The following is a 15,302-nucleotide window of genomic DNA, read 5'->3' as shown; positions in this document are numbered from 1 at the left end:
TAGGCATATTAGTAATATGAAGTTTCTTATACTTATCAGCGTCCTTTTATTGAGCTCTTGTGCGGGGTATCGTTTTAGTGACTCGAGTAATCCATTTGAGGCACAAGGTGTTCACAGTGTAACAGTTTTTGTTGTTAAGAATCACACGGGAATTACTGGTCTTTCACAAATCTATACCGATCAAATCGTTGAAACATTATCTTCATTTAGTAACTTAAGAGTTCGTACCGGAAAGAATTATCGCAGTGATGCTATCTTACTTGCGGAAATTACAAGTAAGAAAATAGCGGGTAAAGAAGTCAGAGAACAGGGTGATACCCTGATGAGTGATGATCAAAAGAATCAACTTGGTGGAAATAGGAACGCCTTCTATCTTTCAACTGAAGGTGCTTATGACTTTGAAGTTGAAGTTAGTGTCTTTAAAAAACCGAATTTTGAAGAAATTAAATTCTATGAATCATTTTATAAATTAGATCATTCACAATTTCCACGTAGTATCTTCTCAAAGAAGTTCTCTATCAATAGTTCATATATCATTGAAAACACTGTTGGAGGAATTGATAGTTCTGCACCTTTAAGAAGTGTTAAGAATAGAGGAACATTTAAAAAGTCTCTAGCTGATGATGCGAAGGATTTTGGAGAAGATTTTAGAGAGGTACTTCTTTATGCCTTCTAAGAAGCAAAGCTTTGAACTTAATGGAATTGATAAGATTGTTTCTATTTTGGAAGCTTTTGAAGGTGTCTATCACTTAAGTGTTCCAGATGAATTTACCTCAAAGATTATTTGTGACAGTTTGGCCAAGAAAGCAAAAAAGCTTTGGCCTCATGAGTTTAGCCTCGACTTTATTGAGCAAGAGCTTTTAGCTGGTGGTGGTTTATTTGGCCCTTCTGGCCCATTCATCATTATTGATGCTCAAGAAATTAAGGCAAATGCATTCGAAACTTTTAATAATAATCGTCATTTAATTAATGAGTCGATTATTTTTATAACGAAGGGAAGGCTTCCAAAAGGTTTTCCTAAAGATGACTTAACAGCACTTTCTTTAAGTGCTCCAAAACCGTGGCACTTTGGCCAATATCTCGATGTATTCGCTAAGTACTTTGGTTTTCAAATCTCACCACAAATTAAAAACTTTATTGAGAAATCGGTTCCAGATAATGCCAGTGACTATTTCAATTGTTGCCATATTCTTTCTCACCATGTTGACGAAAGGGGAGCAATCTCTCTTGAAAAGGCGAAGTCATTAATTAAGGTTAAGAAGTTAGACTTCTTTGATCAGGCCGATCTATTTAACCAATCGAATCTTAAAAGGTTTTATTTAAACCTTCTTCTAATAGAAGATGACTTCGGACTTTATCTAGATTTCTTTCGATCTTTTCAAGGACACGTGAATAAAGTTATTGATCCTTCGTATTTGGCAGCGAAGAAGTCTCCAAGTAAGTACGATCGAGGGATTCAACTTGCTGCTCGTAAGTGGGACTTTAACGAATTAATAGATTTTCAACAAAAGATGATTAACTTTGAGATTATGGCGAAGTCTAAGGACTTCTGGCTAAGAGACTGCCTAAGAAGGGAATACTTAGGTCTTTAGAAATATAAGAAATTATTAAGAAATAAGCACAAACACAAAAAGCGGAGAAGTCTCTCCGCTTTTTATATATTCAAACTTTCGTAAAAGATTAAAGTTTGTTGATTTGGCTAGCTAGTCTAGACGTTTTTCTACCAGCAGCGTTACCTTTAATAACACCGTGCTTAGAAAGACGAGAAAGAAGCTTTTGTGCAGTTACTAGAAGAGATGATGCTTCTTCTTTTTTTCCTGCTTCAATAGCGTTTCTTACGTTTTTAACAGCTGATTTAACAGCAGTTTTTCTTGCAGTATTTCTTTCGTTTCTAACAATTGATTGTCTAGATCTTTTCTTTGCAGATTTGTGGTTTGCCACAATCGACTCCTACGTTTAACTTGTTCAACATCTAATTAATAAGCCCCTTTTTATAATCTGCCAAGGGCCCTTTTGCAAGGGAAAAGTTAAATTTACACGACAAGTCACTATAATTTATTGAATGGAAAGGGTGGTCCATAGGACCAAATAAGGCCCTATTTACCAGTAATTTAATGGACGATCCCTTATAAATTAGGTACTTTCAATGCCAATACAAAGGAGACACAATGATTAAACAAATTGCCGTTATTGGAGCGGGGCAAATGGGGCGTGGGATTGCTCAGGTTGCCGCCATGAATGACTATAAAGTTTTTATGTATGATATCTCGGCCGAGGGCCTTGAGTTCGGTTACAACTTTATCAAAAAGCAATTGGACAAAGGTGTTACTAAAGGAAAGTGGGAGCAGTCATATGTTGAGACAACTCTTGCAAACCTAACAGCAACTTCGGATATGGCCGATCTTAAGGATTGTGACCTATTCATTGAAGCTGCAACTGAAAACAAAGAAATTAAATTTAAAATCTTCAAGCAATTAGATGAAATTGCAAAGCCTGAAGCGATCCTTGCTTCAAACACTTCTTCAATTTCTATTACAGAAATTGCCGCTGCGACTTCTCGTCCTGCAAAAGTTGCTGGAATGCACTTCATGAATCCAGTTCCTGTAATGAAGCTTGTTGAAACAATCACAGGTCTTGAGACAAGTGATGAAACGATCAACGCAGTTGAAGAGGCTGCAACTAAAATGGGTAAAACTGTTGTACGTGCAGATGACGTAGCAGGTTTTGCTGTTAATAGAATTCTTATGCCAATGATTAACGAAGCATTCTACACACTTTATGAAGGTGTTGCTGAAGCTAAGGGAATCGACGATGCCATGAAACTTGGTTGTAACCAGCCAATGGGGCCACTTGAGCTTGCAGACTTTATCGGTCTTGATACTTGTCTTGCAATCATGGAAGTTCTTCACGATGGCCTGGGTGATACTAAGTATCGTCCATGTCCACTTCTTAAGAAGTACGTAACAGCTGGTCGTTTTGGGCGTAAAGTTGGAAAGGGTGTTTATGAATACTAATTTTGAAACAATTGCATTTGAAAAAATGGGTGACTTTGGTGTTTTAAAAGTTAACCGTGAAAAGAAATATAATGCTCTTAATTCTCAAGTTCTTCATGAGCTAAAGGATTTCCTATCTTCACTTAGTGAAGGTCATGACCTTAAGGGAATGATTTTTACAGGTGCTGGTGAGAAAGCATTTATTGCTGGTGCAGATATTGCAGAAATGAGTGATATGAGTGTTGATGAAGGACATGACTTCTCAACTCTTGGTCAAGATGTAACGCTTCTATTCGAAGGTTTAAACATTCCAGTGATCGCTTGTGTAAATGGTTTTGCACTAGGCGGTGGTTGTGAGATGGCCATGGCATGTGACTTTATTTATGCAACAAATACTGCTGTATTTGGTCAGCCAGAAGTGAAGCTAGGTCTTGTTCCTGGCTTTGGTGGAACACAGAGACTAGCTAAGCTTATCGGTCGCAATCGTGCTAAAGAAATTATCTACACTGGACGTAATGTAGATATTAATGAAGCAAAAGAAATAGGCCTTGTTGTTCGTTCATTTGAGACACAACAAGAAATGCTTGATGAGGCAGTGAAAACTTTAGAAAGTATTGCTAAGAATTCACCAAATGCTGTCGCGATTTCTAAACAAATTATGAATGAAGGTAATGACCTTACAATTGAGCAAGGTCTTGATATTGAAGCTCGCCACTTTGGTGATATTTTCTCTTCTTACGATATGAAAGAGGGGACAGCGGCTTTTGTTGAAAAAAGAAAACCTGTATTTAAAGGGGAATAATAAATGATGTTAAGTGACTACCAAGAACTTAGAGACCTAGTTTCTAAATTTGCAGACAGTGAAGTTGCACCACTTGCTGCTTCTATTGATAAGAACGAAAAGATTCCAACTGAGCTTGTTGGTAAGCTTGGTGAGAATGGTTTTCTAGGTTCATATGTTCCAGAAGAGTACGGTGGAGCAGGTATGGACTACGTTTCATACTCGATCATTGTTGAAGAGATCTCTCGTGCCTGTGCTTCAACTGGTGTTTTAATTTCAGCTCATACATCTCTTTGTGTATACCCGATCTTAAATTTTGGTAATGAAGAGCAAAAGAAAAAATATCTTCCAAAACTTGCTTCAGGTGAGCATATTGGTTGTTTCTGTCTGTCTGAACCAAATGCTGGGACAGATGCTGGTTCATTAACAACTTATGCAGAAGACAAAGGTGATTACTACGAAATCACAGGGACTAAAAACTTCATTACAAATGGTAAAGAAGCAAATATTGCAGTTGTTTTTGCAAAAACTTCAAAGACTGATAACTACAAAGGAATCTCTGCATTCATCGTTGAGTGTGACTCGGAAGGTTTCGAAGTTATGAAGTGTGAAGAAAAGCTTGGGATCAAAGGATCTTCAACAGCTCAAATTGCATTCGATAAAGTAAGAGTTCCAAAAGAGAACTTACTTGGTGAATATGAAAAAGGTTTCAAGATTGCCATGAATACTCTTGATGGTGGTCGCATTGGTATTGCTGCTCAGGCACTAGGTATTGGTGAAGCTGCTTTCCGTTATGCTAAGCATTATTCAAATGAAAGAGTTCAGTTTGGAAAGCCTTTACATGCTCTTCAGGCAATTCAATTTAAGCTTGCGGATATGAGTACAAAACTTGCTGCGTCTCGTCTTCTTATTTGGGAAGCATCTCGCAGAAAAGATAATGGTGAAGAATACTCACTACAGTCAGCTCAAGCGAAGCTTTTTGCTGCTGAATCTGCAATGTGGATTACAACTCAAGCAATTCAGGTTTGTGGTGGTAATGGTTATACAAAAGAGTATCCGGTTGAGAGATTCTTCCGTGATGCTAAAATTACAGAAATTTATGAAGGGACTTCAGAGATTCAGAGAGTGGTTATCGCTGCGAATGAGCTTAAGAGCTTAAAGTAGATAGTTGTTCAATTGAAAGAGAAGTGATACGGTTTTAACTTGTTATGTTAAAGAAAATCTTGGAGAAAGTAGGCATGGCCAAAAAAACTACTAAGAAGAAAACAGCTAAGAAAGCTGCAAAAAAAGTTGCGAAAAAAACGACTAAGAAGACAACTAAAAAAGCAGCTCCTAAGACAGCTAAGAAAACAGCTAAAAAGACTGCAAAAAAAGTTGCGAAGAAGACAACTAAATCAGCAGCTAAGAAAGTTACAAAAAAGACGGCCAAAAAAGCTGCTAAGAAGGTAACGAAGAAAGCGGCCAAAAAAGTAGCCAAAAAAACAACTAAGAAAGCTGCCCCAAAAACAGCAAAGAAAGTAACTAAAAAAGTTACAAAAAAGGCAGCTAAAAAAGTGACTAAGAAAGTAGCCAAGAAAACAACAAAAGCTGCAGCAAAGAAAGTAGCAAAGAAAGCGACTAAGGCACCAGCTAAGAAAGTTGCAAAGAAAACAACTAAAAAAGCTGCGGCAAAAACAACTGCTAAGAAAGCAACAACGAAGCCAACCAAAGCAAAAGCTAAGAAGGAAGAGATTGTTGAAGAAGTAGTTGAGGTAGAGGAAGAAGTTGTTGAGCTTCAGCCTGAGCTTTTTGAAGAAGAAGTAGAAGAGGTTGAGGAAGACGTTATTCCTGAAGAAGAAGAGGAAGAAGTTGTCATTAAAAAGACTCCACTTCCATCATCAGAAGAAGAGAAAGTAGAAGAAGTATTTAGACTTGCTGAAACTTTAGATTACTTCCTTGGTGATACGGATGAGTGTTTAGCAAAGGGATGTGATAACCCTGCTACAACAGCTGGTTTCTGTCGTCTTCACTATATTGGATATTGGAAAGAGATCAAAAACAAGATCTCTATTCTTGAAGAAGGAATGCTTCAAAAATATGTAAAAGAGATTATTGGTAAATATCCGGTAAAAGTTATCGATGAGATCTTAAAAGATCTTAGTGATGATAAGTCATTCGTTGATGTTCTTCGTGAGATGGATATCGAAGCGGATGAGAGCTTTGACGAAGTTGATGATATTGATGCAGAAGACGATCAAGATATCGCTTTCGAAACTAAGTCATCTGTTAAAGCTATTATGGATGAGGAGTAGCGTCATTGTTTGCCCACAGGCAAACTATTGGACGCTACGCCAGCTCCCCAATCTTTAGCTAAAAAATTATTTCAACAAGCCGGGTTCAAGCCCGGCTTTGTTGCTTCAGGAGCAATGGGAAAGAAGCCGCAAAAAAAAACGATATTTTCACAAAGTGAAAATGAGTGAAAATTCTTTCTTACATGACCGAAACACGCGAGCTTTGCTCTTAGCGATACTTTAGCGAAGCTAAAGTTAGCAATATGCCTTCTCATATAAACAAAAGCGACACTTTCACGAAGTGAAAGTAAGCAACAAACCTTCTCATATAAACAAAAGCGACACTTTCACGAAGTGAAAGTAAGCAACAAACTTTCTCATATAAACAAAAGCGACACTTTCACGAAGTGAAAGTAAGCAACCTACTTTTTCATATAATCAAAGCGACAATTTTACGAAGTAAAATTTAGCAAGAACCAAAAACTACTCACCCTTAAACAAACTTAAAAGGTAAGTGTTAATATCACCAACATCAAGTGTGGCATCATCATTTGAAGATTCAGAATAATCCATACCTGTTGATGCAAACTTTTCATTTAGCTCATCAGCAGAGTAGCCAATTGATCCTAGATCAACTCCCATCTCTTGATATTTTTCACGGTTCTCTTCAGATAGAATCGAATTTTTCATCTCCATGGCAAGTGCACGAGTGTTTCGTTGAGTGTCTTCATTTTCATCTCCACTTCGAATTTCAAGATATGAAGAAACAATATTGTTGAAGTGGACAAGTTTTGAGAAGTTTTCCGCTCTCTTTTGTGTTTTTTCAGCAAGTGCGGCTATTGTTTCTAAGTCTTCGACCTCGCTAAACTCATCACCCTTTGTTGTATGCTTCTTTATTTCATCACTTAATGACTGAAGGATAGCGTCTTTCTTGGCTTCGTAGCGTTTGGCGATTTGGTCTTTTACACCTTGTACTGTGGCAAGATTCTTTGCTTCATCCTCAGTGTAGCCTTCTTCAATTAGTAGCTTTGCAACTTCTTCTGGATTATCTTCGATATCCTTAAGTTTTTGTAGTGTGATTTCTTCTTGAACTTTAAGCTCTCCAAGTAAGGAGTATTGTTCTTCTCTATTTGATGAAAGGAATTTTTGACAAGCTTCAGCGTCTACGATTTGGCCATCTTTGTAGCACTCTTCCATTGCTGCGATTTCTTCTTTTTGACCTTTGGCCATCGCTTCCATTGCATCCCCAGAAGAGATTGTTGTGAGAGCATCAATACTCTCGTCAGAGTTCTCTCTTGAGTCGTACATTTTTACGTTTGATAAACTATCTACGCCTTGTAGTTTTTCAAACTTTTTTGCAATTCCATCAGTCGTCGTAATACTCTGTCTTGCTAACTCAATATATTGAATAACATTACATGCTCTAGGGTAGGAGTAGCGAACGAGGGCATCACACTTATCAACTTTTTCATCACTATCTTGACCGGGAACATGTCTGGCGCATTCGTTTACAATATCTGCACGGACGACTGTCCTTCCACCTTGAGTGTTGCTTGGGTCGGGATTGAAGACTTTGAATTCTCCGCCGGCCGCACCTGCGTAGCAGACGGCATTAATATTACCAATACAGGCTTCCCAATTACTTGCTGATTTTAGAACTTGTTTTTGCTCACCTGTATTAGGGTCTGTTTTAACAACAGTTTGATTAAGGCCTGCAAGGTTTTCATTTTTAATAGTTTCTCTTTCTGTTTCATCTTCAGAGATAAGAGGATAACCGTAGTTCTTCGATTCAATACAATAGCTTGTAGCCGCAGAGATAATATTCTTACCTAATTGTGTTTTATATAATTCAAAGAAAGTTTTCTGGCTGGCAATCTTATCAAATTTACCTTTAGTGCTATCAAATTCTCCGTAAAGAGCCTTTTCAAGTTTTTCGATAAGAAATTGCTTTAAAGTTTCAAGGCCCTTAGATGTTCCTTTCGTTGTATCCATTGTTGTACGATAACGTCCTGATCCATCTTTACCACTTTGCTTTTCAACTAATTTATTGATCTGTTTAAGGGTTCCTTCATCTGCTTGAATTTTACTCCATAGGCAGTTTCCAACTTCAATTCCGTTGAATGAACTTCTTTGTGCTTCTTGTTTGTAGCATTCAGAGTACATATCTTGAACGCCTGGTACACTCATGGCACTTTCAAACATTGGGTTCTGACTTGTTAGAACTTGAAGGTAGCGTGCCTCTGCGTCGTCGTTGCTATTTTTGGCAACGGCACTAAGGCTTAAGCTAGTAAGAATAAATAGAGTTTTCAACCTCATAACCATATTATACTACTCGGTTATTTAGGGAGATAACTTTAATTCAATTTGATTTAATTTGATGTGATTTTAGTAATTTAGAAGGAGTTTAGAGGGGAGGTTATTGCAAAGAAATTGAGGACTTAACCGTCCTCTCCAATTGCTTCAACTGGGCACGCCTCAAGGGCCGACATACATTCTTCAAGTTCTGCGTCGTTTGAAGGTTGAAGTTTTACGAAGGCATGTCCTTCATCGTCATTCATTTCAAAGAAGCGAGGGGCCTCCATCACGCAAGCATCACAGGCGATGCATTGGTCATCAACATAGAATTTTCCATCTACATTTTGATCAAATTTTGCGCTTTTGTCGGCCATCTCACTTCTCCAAATTATTTATAATTACTGTGGTAATTGTGCGTATTTATTTTGCTTAAAAGTATATTCTTTACCTAACTTATCTAGCAGAGTTTTTAGAGTTTGTTGAGCACTAATATTAGTAAGTGCGTTTACATCGTAACCCTTTGAATCTGTTGACTTAGCTGGAGTTGTTGCAACAATTGTTGTTTGTGTTGCATCTTCAAAAGTAAATAGACCTGAGTCTTTTGTGAAAACTTCAGCAACTTGTTTTTCATCAAGCTCACCTGTTGGCCCAGCACCTTCAAGTTTATTGATATTGATTTCTTTAATACCAAGCCCGTATTTTTCTTCTAGTGACTTAAGTGCTTTTGAGTTTGAAGCAGCTTTTTGTACTTCTGTGATTGCTTTCTTCATTAGAGGAGCAACATCTTTTTCTTTTTGAAGAATTTCTTTTGCAATATCTCTTTGGTGATCTGCTAGCTTTGCTGTAACAGCTTCCTTGCGATCTTCGGCGTAGATAATATGGTAACCGTATGAAGTTTTAACTGGCTGCGAGATTTCACCTTTCTTAAGTGTGAAAGTTGCTTTTTCAAACTCTGGAACCATTTGGCCACGCTTAACCCAATTAAGGTCTCCACCATTGGCCTTACCTTGTGGCTCTTGTGTGTATTTCTTTGCAAGTGCTACGAAGTTCTTTTTGTTAACTTCTTTTCTGATCTTATTTGCTTCTTTTAGTGCATCTGCTTCATTACCATTTTCAAAAGTAATTAAGATATGTCTTGTTTTTACTTCTTCTTGTTGGCTTAGTAGTGGAAGTTTGTCTTTAAAAAGAGATTCAACTTTTGCTTTGTTAGCTTCTTCTTTTAGAAACTCAGTGATGTCAGAAGATGAGATCGTTACAAGTTTTCTAACATTTGCATTTTTGATTGTGATAATTTTTGCATTTCTCTTTTCGTTATATAGCTTATTTAATTCTTCAGTTAGTGCCTTTGAAACAGGTACATGTTGAACAATATTTTGAAGTTTTCTTTGTGCAATTCTTTCTTTTGTTTCTTCTTCATAATTTTCTGGAGTGAACTTATTGTATGAAAGAAGAGTCTTATACTTATTGATGTCGAATTGCTTATTTGTTTGAAAGTATGAAGTATTTTTAATGTCGTTAACAACTTCATCTTTTGAAACAAGAACACCAAGATCTTCAGCAAGAACAACTCTTAGCTTTTGGAATACTAAATTTCTGATCGCGTTGTCGTAAACTTTATACTGGCTCATTTGTTGAGAAGTAAGAGGTTGTCCTCCACCAATAAACTTAGAGTAAAAATCTGACTGTCTTTGAACTTCCATATTGAAGTCACGTACTTTGATATCATGACCAGCAACACTACCAATTGAGTCTGGTGTACCAGTGTTGAAGAAAGGGCCTGAAACCATGAATGAAATAACGATAATCCCGATGAAAAGAGTCAGGAATATCTGCGATGATTTTTTCTGAAAATTAGATGACATTTTACCACTCCATGTAATTTTAATTTTCGATATTATCACTTAAATATGCTACTCCGTAAAGAATATTGGCAGTTTAAATAATCCTGTGTACTCTTTTAATATAAAAAAAAATAGCAACTTAGGATTAGAATGAAGCTAATTGCATCGGAAGGATCTCGAACCAAATTAATCATTAACCTAGTTGTCTTATCACTTGCATTTTACGGCGTGTCAAAGCGTAAGGCCCCTTATAAAGAAGCCTCTATTTTTGAAAATGTTATGATGGACACCTTGGCCCCTCTACAAAGAGGTATTTCAAATGCATACAAGAATGTAGCATCATTCTTTGAAGACTATATGCTCAATGTTAATGCGTCGAAAGAAAATGTATCGCTTAAAGAACAAATTGGTTCTCTAAAGCAAGAAGTCTTTGCATTAAAGCAATTGGAGCAAGAAAACCAACGTCTGCGTCAAATCTTAAATTTTGGTAAAAAAATCAAACACGAGATGATTTCTGCCCAAGTTGTTGCGTGGGATTCATCGAGTGACTTTAGAGTTATCCGTATCGATAAAGGCTTTAAAGATGGGATCAAGCTACAATCAACGGTTGTCACTTCTGATGGGATTGTTGGTTACGTTTATCGCCTAACAGATCACTTTGCAGATATTTTAACAATTCTTGATCCAAGTAACCGCGTTGATGTCATTGTTAACCGCACTCGCTCATACGGGATCCTAGAAGGGTATTCTGGTTGGCGTACTGTGATGAAATATGTTGTTCGTACAGACCCTGTTCGTCTAAATGATTTAGTTATTACTTCCGGTCTTGGTAATATTTATCCTCGCGGAATTCCGGTAGGGATTATCACAAAGATTGAAAGAGAGAGTTACGGAATTACTCAACACCTTGAAGTAACTCCAACTGTCGACTTTTCAAAACTAGAAGAAGTTGCTGTCCTTGTTCCTTCTGAGGATCAAGATAAGAAGCGAGTGGAGTGGGAAGCTCTAGAGAATAATGCCCAACAAGGAGATGGGAGATGATTAAGTCTTCAGATATCCCAATTCGATTACTAATTACTGTATTAATCCTGATTGTTTTAGAAGTTCTGGCCAGTGCGTTCTTACCACTATTTGGCCTTAACAAGTATATGATCCCATTTAATGTACTTCTTGTTCTGTATATTGGTTTCAAATTAGAAACTCCATACCTTGCAATTATCATTTTAATTCTTCAGTTAACACATTCTCTATTTTCTATTGAAGGTTGGGAGTATGGAACGATTTCAGGAATTCTAATTTGTATTGTTATAGGTTACTTAAGAGACCTTCTGCATTTTACAAGTAGCTTTATTACAATGCTTACAGTTTTTCTCTTCCAAGTACTTTGGTTTTTAATTAGTTCATCATTACTTTACTTAAAATTTGATAGCTTCGATTATATTGTACAGAAATTTTGGCGCTTTATTCCTGAGAGTATTATCTTATCTTTATTAGCTCCAATTTTCTTCTCTCTACTTGATAAGGTATGGAGAACGAAGAGTGAAGGCCTCATGGGGAATAATGTCTAATGTTTGCTGAAGAAGAAGTAGTTCGGTCCCATAAGACTAGGGCCGACATTCTATTTACATTAATCACACTTGCATTCGCGGTTATTTTAATACGTTTATGGTACTTACAGATTTACCAAGGTGACCTTCTGTATCAATATTCAATTCAAAACCGACTAAGAAAGGAAACGGTTAAGGCCCCAAGGGGAATGATCTTTTCTCGTAATAATCAACTACTTGTTGATAACGTTCCTCGCTTCGACTTAGTTATCATTCCTCAATATCTTGATAATAGAAAAGAGACGATTAAAAAGCTTGCTAAGATTCTTGATATGAGTGAGAAAGAAATTCACTCGACTTTAAAAAAGTATCGTGGTCAAGCACGCTATCGTCCTGTTCGTATTAAGAAGAATATCTCTAATAAAGAAGTTGCTATTATTGAGACAGAGAACGAGAAGCTTCCTGGTGTTCAGGTCGAAACATTTATTTCACGTGAATATCGAGACAAAGAAGTAGGCTCTCACTTATTAGGGTATATTGGTGAGATTTCTCAAAATCAACTTCCACGCTATCGCAAAAGAGATAATATCGACTACAAGCTTGGCGACTTTATCGGACAAGCTGGTGTTGAGGAAAGATTTGATCGTGATCTACGTGGTGAAGATGGTTATCAAATTATGGAAGTTGATGCCAGAGGGCGTATGCGTCGATCTATTGGAACGAGTAATATTCTTGCCGGAATTGAAAATAAAAAGGCAACACCTGGAAATAATCTAAGGCTAACTATTGATCGAGATATGCAGAAGACGGCCTATAAATCATTAGAGGGAAAAGTTGGTGGAGTAGTGGCCGTTGACGTTAGAAATGGTGAAGTTCTAACTATGGTTTCACGTCCTTCTTTTGATCCAGGACAATTCTCAAAAGGTCTAACTTCAGAGTATTGGAATTCTCTCATTAATAACCCTGATCGTCCTCTTCGAGATCGTACGATTCAAGATCACTATGCACCAGGTTCTACTTTTAAAGTCTTTACAGCAATTGCTGCTTTAGAAGAAGGCATAATTAAAGCTAAAGATGAAGTGATGTGTGGCCCTCGCTTTCGCCTTGGACGTCGTACATATAATGACTGGAAAAGATCAGGACACGGAATAACTGACTTATATAAATCTTTAAGAAGATCTGTAGACGTTTATTATTACAAGATTGCAGTTGAGCTTGATATTGATATTCTTGCTAAATACTCGAGAATGTTTGGACTTGGTGAAAAAACTGGAATTGCATTACCACGAGAAACAACGGGATTAATCCCAACTCGTGAATGGAAAGAAAAACGCTTCGGAGAGAAGTGGCAAGATGGTGAAACGGTAAGTTGTGTTATCGGGCAGTCTTATATGCTAACGACACCTCTTCAGTTAGCCGTTTCATATGCGGCCATTGCTAATGGTGGGAAAGTTTATAAACCACAAATCGTAAGAGAAGTTTTTAATAACAAAGGTGATATTATTAAAAGCTTTAAAGAAGATCTTGTCCAAACAGCTAAAGTAAGTGAACAAACTTTAATTGATGTAAGGCAAGGCCTTTATGAAGTTGCAAATCACCCTAGAGGTACTGGTTGGTGGGTCAGAGGGACTGGTGTTAAGATGGCCGGTAAGTCAGGAACATCACAAGTTATCTCAATGAGTACAACTGAACTTTTCTCTCGTTGTGCTGATAAACCATATAATCAAAGACACCACGGTTTATTTGTGGCCTTCGCTCCTTATGAGAACCCGCGTGTTGCAGTTGCCGCTGTCGTTGAACATGGTTGTTCAGGTTCAGGTGCTGCTGGTCCAATTGTTCGTAATGTCCTTACAACATATATGAAAAAGTATATGCCTGATCTTCATAAAATTTACGCTAAGGAAGATCGTAAGATAATGTCTGACTTCTTTGCTGAAAGAAGAAAGAAGAGACAAGAAGCTGAAAGGCTAAAAGCTGAGAAAGAAAAAAAGAATGAAGAGTCTGACGGTGATGATGAAGGTCAAACGGAAGATTAAAAAGTGAGAGCTTAATGGATTTATCTAATATTAAAGAATTTTTTAAAAGGTATGATTTTTCGTTCTTTCTTTTAAGTACGGTAATCTTCTTCTTCGGAATTCTAAATCTTTATTCAGCAACTCATGCATCAGCTTCGACTGCGCATGCTAATTTATTTAAGGTGCAGATCGGTTGGTACGCTCTTTCAATTGTAATTGCTTTTGTTATTAGCTTTATTAACCCTCAAAACCTTTATCGCTTTGCTTGGCCTATCTATCTATTCAATATCGTTCTGCTCATCTTAGTAATCGTTCTAGGTCACAAAGGAATGGGGGCAAGGCGTTGGCTAATGATTGGTCCTATTAGGTTTCAGCCTTCGGAGTTAATGAAGATATCTGTGATCTTCGTCTTAGCAAGGTACTTTAGAAACTATGCTCCTGATAATGAACTTGGACTAAAGGATTTAATCAAGCCTGCCATCCTAGCTTTTATCCCAACGATTTTAATTATTGTTCAACCAGACTTAGGGACAGGGCTTCTTATTCTTTTGATTTTCTTTACAATGGTATTTTTTAGAAAACTAAAGTGGAAGACACTTCTTATTCTCGCACTTGTTGGCCTTGTTAGTGGTGGAGTGATGTATCAATTTGGTCTAAAGGAATATCAACGAAATCGTATTAGAACATTCATTAATCCCACTGCTGATGCAAAGGGGACTGGCTACAATGCCATTCAGTCAAAAATTGCGATCGGTTCAGGAAAGATATTTGGTAAAGGTTTAAGAAAGTCATCTCAGGCTTCACTGAACTACTTACCTGAAAATCACACCGACTTTGTTTTCTCAATTTACAATGAAGAACATGGATTCTTTGGTGCCATTCTTCTTATTGGACTCTATCTCTTTTTATTCTTTCGATTTGTTTGGCTATCCGTGAACGTCAGTCGAATATTTGAGTCCGTCACCATTATTGGAGTTATGAGTATTTTCTTTTGGCACACCTTTATCAATATGGGGATGGTTATGGGACTGCTTCCAGTTGTAGGATTGCCTCTTCCTCTGATGTCATATGGAGGTTCTTCTCTTTTAACCTTTGGGGTTTGTATAGGGGTTGCTACTTCAATTTCAAATACGAGACGCTTCTTTTAAATAGGGGAGTTTTGGCATCGATAATGCATTTATATAGGTAATACACCTTAATATGGAGCAAATATGCCAAAAAAGATGATCAAACTTTTAACACTTGTCTTATTACTATCCGCACCACAGGCTTTTGGGGCCGGCTTTGGTAGTGAATTCGAGTTATTCGATCGTCTTAAGGAAGATATGTGGAATCTAGGGCTAGATTTTGAATATGTTCATACTGCTGATCTTAAATTACCTAATACTAATGTCATTCACGAAGGTGGAGAGATGGAACAGGGACAGCTTCTTGTGAAATCAGTGCCTTATGAATTGATCCATCGTTTTGAGCGCTCATTTTAAGATTTGATTAAAATAGTACTAATATTTGACTATGTCTTTTTACTCTCGCTACAATATTCGTGCTAGTGAGGTATGC

15 protein-coding genes are annotated in these 15,302 nt (G+C 37.2%); 11 read left to right on the top strand and 4 right to left on the bottom strand.

The window, feature by feature from the left end:
• The first annotated feature begins 16 nt into the window (after positions 1–16).
• The gene (locus ACRXC1_RS13350; RefSeq protein WP_433659513.1) at positions 17–676 is read left to right on the top strand and encodes a hypothetical protein; all 660 of its coding nucleotides are present in this window, start codon (positions 17–19) and stop codon (positions 674–676) included.
• Positions 636–1,592, top strand: coding sequence for a hypothetical protein (locus ACRXC1_RS13345; protein ID WP_392910275.1), 957 nt, complete (start codon positions 636–638; stop codon positions 1,590–1,592). Before ACRXC1_RS13350 ends, ACRXC1_RS13345 begins: the two co-directional genes overlap by 41 nt.
• Before the next feature lie 88 nt (positions 1,593–1,680).
• On the opposite strand, the gene rpsT is transcribed toward ACRXC1_RS13345, so the two are convergent.
• Positions 1,681–1,941 (bottom strand): 30S ribosomal protein S20, encoded by a 261-nt coding sequence (rpsT, locus tag ACRXC1_RS13340; protein ID WP_021268462.1) that lies wholly within the window; start codon positions 1,939–1,941, stop codon positions 1,681–1,683.
• A gap of 227 nt (positions 1,942–2,168) precedes the next feature.
• Between rpsT and ACRXC1_RS13335 the strand changes: the two genes are divergently transcribed.
• The 4 genes from ACRXC1_RS13335 (at position 2,169) to ACRXC1_RS13320 (ending at position 6,065) form a co-directional block, all read left to right on the top strand.
• Positions 2,169–3,014, top strand: coding sequence for a 3-hydroxybutyryl-CoA dehydrogenase (locus tag ACRXC1_RS13335; RefSeq protein WP_433659511.1), 846 nt, complete (start codon positions 2,169–2,171; stop codon positions 3,012–3,014).
• A complete protein-coding gene (locus ACRXC1_RS13330) occupies positions 3,004–3,795 on the top strand; it encodes an enoyl-CoA hydratase/isomerase family protein (RefSeq protein WP_392910271.1) in 792 nt (263 codons plus the stop codon). The genes ACRXC1_RS13335 and ACRXC1_RS13330 overlap by 11 nt, the downstream gene beginning before the upstream one ends.
• A gap of 3 nt (positions 3,796–3,798) precedes the next feature.
• Positions 3,799–4,938: an acyl-CoA dehydrogenase gene (locus ACRXC1_RS13325; protein ID WP_392858529.1), complete on the top strand. Its 1,140-nt coding sequence runs from the start codon at positions 3,799–3,801 to the stop codon at positions 4,936–4,938.
• Between the two features lie 74 nt (positions 4,939–5,012).
• Positions 5,013–6,065, top strand: a complete 1,053-nt coding sequence (locus ACRXC1_RS13320) for a hypothetical protein (protein WP_433659508.1) — start codon at positions 5,013–5,015, stop codon at positions 6,063–6,065.
• Between the two features lie 462 nt (positions 6,066–6,527).
• Here ACRXC1_RS13320 and ACRXC1_RS13315 read toward each other — a convergent pair whose 3' ends face one another.
• From ACRXC1_RS13315 to ACRXC1_RS13305, 3 genes are all read right to left on the bottom strand, one after another.
• Entirely contained in the window at positions 6,528–8,360 is a 1,833-nt protein-coding gene (locus ACRXC1_RS13315; protein ID WP_433659506.1) for a hypothetical protein, read from the bottom strand.
• 122 nt (positions 8,361–8,482) lie between these two features.
• On the bottom strand, positions 8,483–8,713 hold the full coding sequence (locus tag ACRXC1_RS13310) for a ferredoxin (protein ID WP_021268351.1): 231 nt from the start codon (positions 8,711–8,713) through the stop codon (positions 8,483–8,485).
• 24 nt (positions 8,714–8,737) lie between these two features.
• Positions 8,738–10,201 carry a peptidylprolyl isomerase gene (locus tag ACRXC1_RS13305; protein WP_393098633.1) on the bottom strand — a complete coding sequence of 488 codons (1,464 nt, stop codon included), beginning with the start codon at positions 10,199–10,201 and terminating at the stop codon, positions 8,738–8,740.
• A gap of 129 nt (positions 10,202–10,330) precedes the next feature.
• Here ACRXC1_RS13305 and mreC point away from each other — a divergent pair, with 129 nt between their 5' ends.
• From mreC to ACRXC1_RS13280, 5 genes are all read left to right on the top strand, one after another.
• A complete protein-coding gene (gene mreC, locus ACRXC1_RS13300) occupies positions 10,331–11,221 on the top strand; it encodes a rod shape-determining protein MreC (protein WP_392858539.1) in 891 nt (296 codons plus the stop codon).
• On the top strand, positions 11,218–11,748 hold the full coding sequence (locus ACRXC1_RS13295; RefSeq protein ID WP_021268664.1) for a hypothetical protein: 531 nt from the start codon (positions 11,218–11,220) through the stop codon (positions 11,746–11,748). Before mreC ends, ACRXC1_RS13295 begins: the two co-directional genes overlap by 4 nt.
• Entirely contained in the window at positions 11,748–13,763 is a 2,016-nt protein-coding gene (gene mrdA, locus ACRXC1_RS13290; RefSeq protein WP_392910263.1) for a penicillin-binding protein 2, read from the top strand. The genes ACRXC1_RS13295 and mrdA overlap by 1 nt, the downstream gene beginning before the upstream one ends.
• A gap of 14 nt (positions 13,764–13,777) precedes the next feature.
• Positions 13,778–14,890 (top strand): rod shape-determining protein RodA, encoded by a 1,113-nt coding sequence (rodA, locus tag ACRXC1_RS13285; RefSeq protein ID WP_392858542.1) that lies wholly within the window; start codon positions 13,778–13,780, stop codon positions 14,888–14,890.
• 63 nt (positions 14,891–14,953) lie between these two features.
• The gene (locus ACRXC1_RS13280; protein WP_433659502.1) at positions 14,954–15,226 is read left to right on the top strand and encodes a hypothetical protein; all 273 of its coding nucleotides are present in this window, start codon (positions 14,954–14,956) and stop codon (positions 15,224–15,226) included.
• Positions 15,227–15,302: the final 76 nt, after the last annotated feature.

The organism is Halobacteriovorax sp. GFR8 (assembly GCF_050955245.1).
Classification (GTDB): domain Bacteria; phylum Bdellovibrionota; class Bacteriovoracia; order Bacteriovoracales; family Bacteriovoracaceae; genus Halobacteriovorax_A.
Note: the sequence above shows the minus strand (reverse complement) of the source record. Positions and strands in the feature narration are given on the sequence as shown.